The sequence below is a fragment of the Pseudomonas sp. 05N434 genome (assembly GCF_056396965.1).
Window position 1 is genome coordinate 1 of the sequence record NZ_JBFTMK010000253.1, and the last position, 6,893, is coordinate 6,893.

Here is a 6,893-nt window from a genome sequence, read left to right on the forward strand (position 1 = left end):
CCCCAGCGGGAGCAAGCTCCCTCGCCACAGGTTCGGTGTTATCTGGATGGGCCGAGCAAATGACTCATCGCCGTCTTGAGCTTCATCGGCCGCACCGGTTTGTGCATCAGGGTGTGGCCCAGTTCGCGGATCTGTTGTTTGAGCTCATTGCTGTAGTTGGCGGTGATCATCATCGCCGGGATCGCCGAAGCGCGACGGGCGTTGATGCGGGCCACGGCGTCGACACCGTTCTGCTCGTCATCCAGGTGATAGTCGGCGATCAACAGGTCGGCTTCGGCGTGATAATTATCCACTTGCCGCGCCAGGTCCTCCTCCGAGAGTGCCGTGACCACCCGGCAGCCCCAACCTTCGAGCAAGGTGCGCATCCCGGCACAAATTGCCGCGTCGTTGTCCAGCACCCACACCCGTGCACCGCGCAGGCGCTCGAGCATCGGTTCACTCATCAACAAACTCGGCAATGCCTTCGGCGCCGTGGCGCTCAAAGGCACTTCGACGGAAAACATCGAGCCCTTGCCCGGCCATGAACGCACGTGAATCCGGTGGCCAAGAATACGCGCGATTTTCTCGACGATCGCCAGGCCCAGCCCCAAGCCGCGATCTTGATCGGGGCGCTGTACGTCACCGCGTTTGAACTCCTGAAAAATCTCCTCCAGACGGTTCTCGGCAATGCCCATGCCGCTGTCCCAGACTTCAATCGTCAGCCGCTGGTGATGACGCCGACAACCGAGCACCACCCGCCCGCTGTAGGTATAGCGAATGGCGTTGCTCAGCAGGTTGCGCAGGATCCGCGCGAGCAATTGAATGTCACTGCGCACCAGCGCCGAACACGGGATGAAATGCAGCTCGAGGCCTTCACTGCGGGCCACTTGGGTGTATTCGGCGGCCAGGTTTTCCAGCAATTCGCTGAGAGCGAACGGCGCAATGTCGGCCTTGATCACCCCGGCATCCAGTTTGGAAATGTCCACCAGTGTGCCCAACAGGTTTTCCACGTCTTCCAGGGAATTGCTGACATTGCGCACCAGATTCTCGTTGGCCACCGGTTCCCGGCGCTCCAGCAACGCGCTGGTAAACAGCCGCGCGGCGTTGAGCGGTTGCAGCAGGTCATGGCTGACGGCAGCGAGAAATTTGGTCTTCGACAGGTTGGCCTGCTCGGCCTCGAGCTTGGCCTCGCGCAAGCGTGATTCCACGCGGCGGCGCTCGTCGATTTCGCGCAGCAATTGGTCATTGAGGGTGGTCAGTTCGGTGGTGCGTTCACGCACCCGCAACTCAAGGTTCTGATAGGCCTGATGCAACGCCTCGGCGGTGCGTCGGCGTTCGGTGATGTCGCGGATCAGTACGAAAATCCCCACCACTTCCCCGCTGGCCAGGCGGTTGGGTACGTAGGAGCGCAGCATGTAGCGCTCCTGATTGTTGATGTTGGTTTCGGCGAACTCGAACGTCACGCTCTCGCCGGCCAGGGCCCGGGCCACATAGGCCTCGAGGCGCTGATAGTGCTGCTCGCTGTGCACTTCGCGCAGGCTCTGCCCGAGCATCACGCCCCGGGGCCAGCAGTACCATTCTTCATAGACTTTGTTGGTGAACTCATAGACCAGATCGGCATTCAGGTAGGCGATCAGCGCCGGCACATGGTCGGTGATCAAGCGAATCCAGCGCTCGCTTTCGCTGAGGGCTTCGGCATGCTGATAGCGTTCGGTGATGTCGGTGAAGGTGTTGACGAAGCCGCCGGTGGGCAACGGATGGGTGCGGATTTCCAGGACCCGGCCATCGTAGAGGCGCTGCTCGCATTCCTGCACGTACCGCCCGTTGGCATCGCGACTGGCCGGGGTCAGCAGGTTCAGCTCGCTGTCGGCGATCACTTCGGCGAACGGCCGATGAGCCGCCACCGGGGCCAGGCCACTGAGTTCCAGGAAGCGCCGGTTCCACAACTCCAGAATGCCCTCGGCGTTGACCATCGCCACCCCTTGGGACAGGTTGTCGACCRCCCGTTGCAATAGGTGCGATTTCTRCGCCACCGCCTGCTCGCGGCGCAGGGTTTCGCTGAGTTTGACGTCGGTAATGTCGGTGAACAGGATCACCCGCCCGCCTTCCTGGGTCGGCCGCTCGCTGACTTGCAGCCAACGGCCATTGTGCAGGCGATAGAGCAGGCTTTCGTCGACAGGCGACCGGGGTTCTTCACTAAACAACCCGGTCGAAGTCATCAACCGTTTGACCTCACTCAGGCGCATGCCCGCGTTGATCCGTACCCGGCTGTTACCCCAAAACGCCTTGAAACGGCTGTTGAACAGCACGATCCGCTGCTCGGCATCGAACAGCACAAAAGCGTCGGAGATGCTTTCAATGGCGTCGATCAAGTGTTGATGGGCGGTTTCGGCCCGTAGCCGCGCTTCGCTGAGCAAATGGTTGCCAGCCTTGAGTTCGGCCATGGCCTGGTTCAGGGCGTCGGTGCGCTCACGCACCTGTTCGGCCAGCACCACCGAATGCTGGAACGCCGCATACGGGTCGTTGCCCCGGGTGATACCGGACTCGATGCGTTCGATCAACGCGTCATTGATGCGCTGCAATTTTTGGTTCTCGTGCCGCAGGCTGGCGATTTGCGCCTGAAGGTCAGCGCTGTCCAGGGGCGCGTCCTCGGGCAATGGCAACCCCGGTGAAGGTCTGGTTGATGTGCATGCCATTGAACTGTTCTCCGTAGGTGTTGAAACCCATCACCCGCTGGTCCCGCAAAAACGCGCCGATCTGCTCGAGACTGCCGGCGTCCTCCAGTTCCAGGCGCCGGAGAAAACAGTCACAGCCGATGGTCAGCAACAAGTCCCCGAGACGCTCGCGCAAGCCCTCGAACAAGCCTTGCAGATTCGGCAGCATGGGGCCGGGTTTCATGACGGTGAGGACGATGCCGTTTTCCACCGCACAGTAGAAACTCAGGCTCAGGTCTGGATGAACCTGCTGGATCGCCCGCACGTAATACTGATCGTTGATCCGCACCGCCAACGGGTGTGCGGCAAAGGTCCGGTAATCGAGGTCGGCCACCGGCACGCCGATATGCCGGGCGTACTCCTCGGCGGCCGGTTCGGCGTTGAGTTCGAATACCCGGCGCGAAGTGCTGTCGGCAGCGGTGACCACCAGTTTTTCGGCCCTGGGCAGGATGTGGTGGGTGGTGAAGACTTCGAAGTCCAGCCAGGTATTGACCAGCACCACCACCGCCGCGCCGCTGTGAAACTCGCCGCCGAAATACACATGGGTGTGGGTCAGGTAATTGTCGTCGCCGGCCGAACCGCCGAAATGCGGAATATCGCCCAACGCCGCGCTCAAGGCAGCGAGCACCATTTCTTCACGACTGGACAAGCCATCGAGCAGGGTCAGGGCGAAGCTGTTGCCCTTGATCGGCGCCAGGGTATTGCTGCGACAACCGCTGACCAGGCGCTCGACCATTTGCTGGGCATCGATCAGGCTGAAATGCTCCATCTCATCGATCAGTTCGGTAGAGATGGAAAAGTGCCGATGATCGAAGCCCACCGCGGTCACGCAGCTGCGGCCATAACCTTGGGGGGTGATTTCGCCGGCACTGGTGCAGCCCACCAGCCGAATGCCGCCGAAGCTCTGCTGCAACGCCTGCCCCAGCGCCTGCAAGTCGTACTCGGCGGAACAGAAGAACAGCACGAAGCCCAAATGCGGGTGCAAGAGTTGTCGCGCCAGATCCTGCGCCGCTTGCTGGGCATCGATGGCCTGGGACATGGCACTGACCACACCGTCGCTCTGAACCTGCTGCATCGTCGCCCCTCGCCTGTATGAGGCTCGAGTGTACGAAGCCTGCGGGCGGCGACGAATGCTACTTGGGTAGCGGGTGGGTGGTTCGATGGGATGAGAATGGTGGTCTGATCAATGGGTGACTAGCGCAATTGTGGCGAGGGAGCTTGCTCCCGCTGGACTGCGAAGCAGTCCCCCGAATACTGGCCGATGCGCGACCAGGATCGGGGCCGCTGCGCGACCCACCGGGAGCAAGCTCCCTCGCCACAAGGAGTGGTTAGTCAGCCCCTACCAGGTCAACACCGCCCCCACCGCAAACGTATCGGTGTTTTCATTCTGGGCGCTGGTGTCGTGGCCGTTGATTTCGAACTGGTTGTACTCGGCCACCAGCTTGAGGTTGTCGTTGACGTCATGGAACAGCGCAACGCCGCGAGTCTCATAATCGGCGCCGCTGCCGACCACGCCGTTACCGTCGTCCTTGGTCTTGCCATAAGACAAGGCCAGACGGTTCTTGCCCAGTTTGTAGGAGCCCTGCAACAGGTAACCGTTGCTGTCGACATTGCGCAGGGTCGGTTCACCGGCATTGTTGGTGAAGAACGGGTTAATGCCTTTGGCCTGGAAACCGGAGCCGGTCAGCGACAGCCCGCCCATCTTCGCCTGCAAGCCATAGCCGACGCCTTTGGAGGTGACGGACCCGACGCTGGAATCGGTGTTGTCCGAGGTCTGGTAGCTGCCGTTGAGCCAGCTGTAAATCTTCGCCCCGCCGAGGTCGAACTGATAGGTGATCTCGCTCTCGGTGCGCGGGTTCTTCTGGTACGCCTTGCCGGTTGCGCTGCTGTCGTTGGTGTCGACCGGGTCCATGATCCCCACCGCCACCCGCAAGCCGTCCATCATCGGGGTGCGATAGGTAATCTGCGAGGTCGGGAACGGGTACGGATAACCGCTGCCGATGTTGCCGAACGACACCCCGCCGCCGTCCACCAGGCCCAACGTATCGCTGACCTGACCGTAACCAGAGAGCAGTTCGTCGAGCAGGATGTTGGAACGGGCAAACAGGCCGAAGTCTTTGCCGATCAGCACCTCGCCCCATTCCGGGTTGGCCACCGTGCCGTAGAACTGCCGCACGTCAATGGCGGTGTTGGTGCCGTTGGTTTCGCTGTCGTTGATGGTCACCCAGAACGAGGCCCGGGCGCCGAGCTTGAGGTCATCGACCTGTTTGCCCATGTTGAAACCCAGATAGTTAGGCAAAAAACCCATCTTCACCCGCGCCTGGCGCCGGTCGTACTGATCACCGGCCCGGTCCACGTTGCTATTGACGTAGAAGGCGTTGATGTAGCCATCGGTGGAGAAAGTGGTCTGGTCCTTGTCGTACAGCATGATCTCGGCCTGGACCATTGAGCTCAGGCCCAGGGATGACAGACTAACGATGAAAGCCGGCAAGAAACGATGCTTGAAATTCTTATTGTTGTGCATGACGCGCTCCGCTACGGGGACTTGATGTCGGAGGCGATTATCGAAAGCGGACAGGCGGCGTCATACGCTGCCTTGGGGGCGGTTGTCAGGTGCTTTGGGCTGGCCGGTAGCGCGCGGCAAATTCGGCGTAAGACCGCCCGTCGGCCTGGCCCGGAACTTAGGGTGTAAGCCTGCGGGCCACACAGGCGCCCACAGGAACCGGTGCGCRCTAGACGAGCGCTCTAAACAGCATGTAAACGGCTACCACCACGCAGACGCTGGCAAAGCCGATCTGCAACCCTCGGGCCGGCACCCGCGCGCAGAGCTTTCGGCCGATGATCATCCCGACGATGCTGGCGACAATGAACGACATGCCCAAACCATCGATCCGCACCCCGGCGTGAAACGCGCCAATCACCCCGATGATCGAGATCAGGCTGATCACCATCAACGACGTGGCGACGATCCCGCGCATCTGCACATCGGTCAGTTGCTTGAACGCCGGCACTATCAGAAAACCGCCACCGACCCCGAGCAACCCCGAGACCACACCAGTGACCGCGCCGAGTGCGGCGAGGGTCGCGGTGCATTTGGCGGTCCAGGAAAAACGCCCGGTCTGCTGATCGAGCATGCAGTTCTTCTGGCCCCAGTTGGCGTGGCCGTGGTCGCTCGGACCGGCGTCGAGCTTTTCCGGGCGCAGCATCCGCCAGGCCACCATGACCATCAGCAGACTGAACAGGATTTTCAGGATCTTTTCCGGCAACTGATGAGCGAAGTAGATACCCACCGGCGAAAACACCGCGCCAAGCAAAGCAATCAACAGCGCCGCGCGATAGCGCACCAGGCCATGGCGCAGACCGTCGACCGCACCGATCGCCGCCGCACTGCCCACCGCGAACAAGGCGACGGGCGCCGCCTGGGTCATGGTCAAACCCAGCCCGAGCACCAGGGCCGGCACCGCAAGAATACCGCCACCGGCGCCAGTCAAACCGAGCACCAGGCCCATGACCAGGCCAAAAAAACTTGCCAACAACATAAAACACTCATGATCCGCGAAAAAAGGCCGGGGACGCCCGGTATCGATTGAGTGACAGGATAGAGCCCGCRCAGTTTTTTTCATTAATTGAATTGATGCGGGGCTGGTCAACGCAGGGAAAATGAAACTACCCTCAAGGCTTGTCCAAACAGAAACAGCCACCATGCCCGCCTTGATTGAAGCCTTCCTCGACCCCGCATCCAAGACCTACAGCTACGTAATCTACGAGCACGATGGCGGGCACTGCGCGATTGTCGACCCGGTGCTCGATTACAACGCCGCCGCCGGGCGCACTTCGACCGTCCAGGCCGACAGGATCATCGCCTTCGTTCGCCAACACCAGTTGCAGGTGCAATGGTTGCTTGAAACCCATGCCCACGCCGACCACCTGTCGGCCGCGCCTTATCTGCGCCGGGAACTGGGGGGCAAGATTGCGATCGGTCAGTCGATCAGCAAGGTTCAGGGGGTGTTCAAGACACTGTTCAATCTTGAACCAGGATTCAGGACCGACGGTTCGCAGTTCGATCACCTGTTCGCGCCAGACGAGTCATTCCGCATCGGCAACCTCAAGGCCACGGCCCTGCATGTGCCAGGGCATACTCCGGCAGATATGGCTTATTTGATCGACGGCGATGTGATTATGGTGGGCGACACGTTGTTC

General features: G+C 61.0%; 5 protein-coding genes. 1 reads left to right on the forward strand and 4 read right to left on the reverse strand.

The features are described 5' to 3' along the window. Positions 1-38: 38 nt before the first annotated feature. The 4 genes from nahK to AC1DLB_RS16900 form a co-directional block, all read right to left on the reverse strand. Entirely contained in the window at positions 39-2,636 is a 2,598-nt protein-coding gene (nahK, locus tag AC1DLB_RS16885) for a hybrid sensor histidine kinase/response regulator NahK/ErcS' (protein ID WP_477785313.1), read from the reverse strand. Beyond that, positions 2,605-3,768, reverse strand: a complete 1,164-nt coding sequence (gene nosP / locus AC1DLB_RS16890) for a nitric oxide-sensing protein NosP (RefSeq protein WP_019648886.1) — start codon at positions 3,766-3,768, stop codon at positions 2,605-2,607. The genes nahK and nosP overlap by 32 nt, the downstream gene beginning before the upstream one ends. Positions 3,769-4,032: 264 nt before the next feature. Beyond that, entirely contained in the window at positions 4,033-5,217 is a 1,185-nt protein-coding gene (locus AC1DLB_RS16895; RefSeq protein WP_086946228.1) for a porin, read from the reverse strand. Positions 5,218-5,425: 208 nt separating this feature from the next. Then, on the reverse strand, positions 5,426-6,232 hold the full coding sequence (locus AC1DLB_RS16900) for a sulfite exporter TauE/SafE family protein (protein WP_477742952.1): 807 nt from the start codon (positions 6,230-6,232) through the stop codon (positions 5,426-5,428). A 163-nt stretch (positions 6,233-6,395) separates the two neighbouring features. Here AC1DLB_RS16900 and AC1DLB_RS16905 point away from each other — a divergent pair. After that, positions 6,396-6,893 (forward strand): MBL fold metallo-hydrolase (locus AC1DLB_RS16905; protein ID WP_477785312.1); only part of this gene is annotated, 498 nt, incomplete at its 3' end.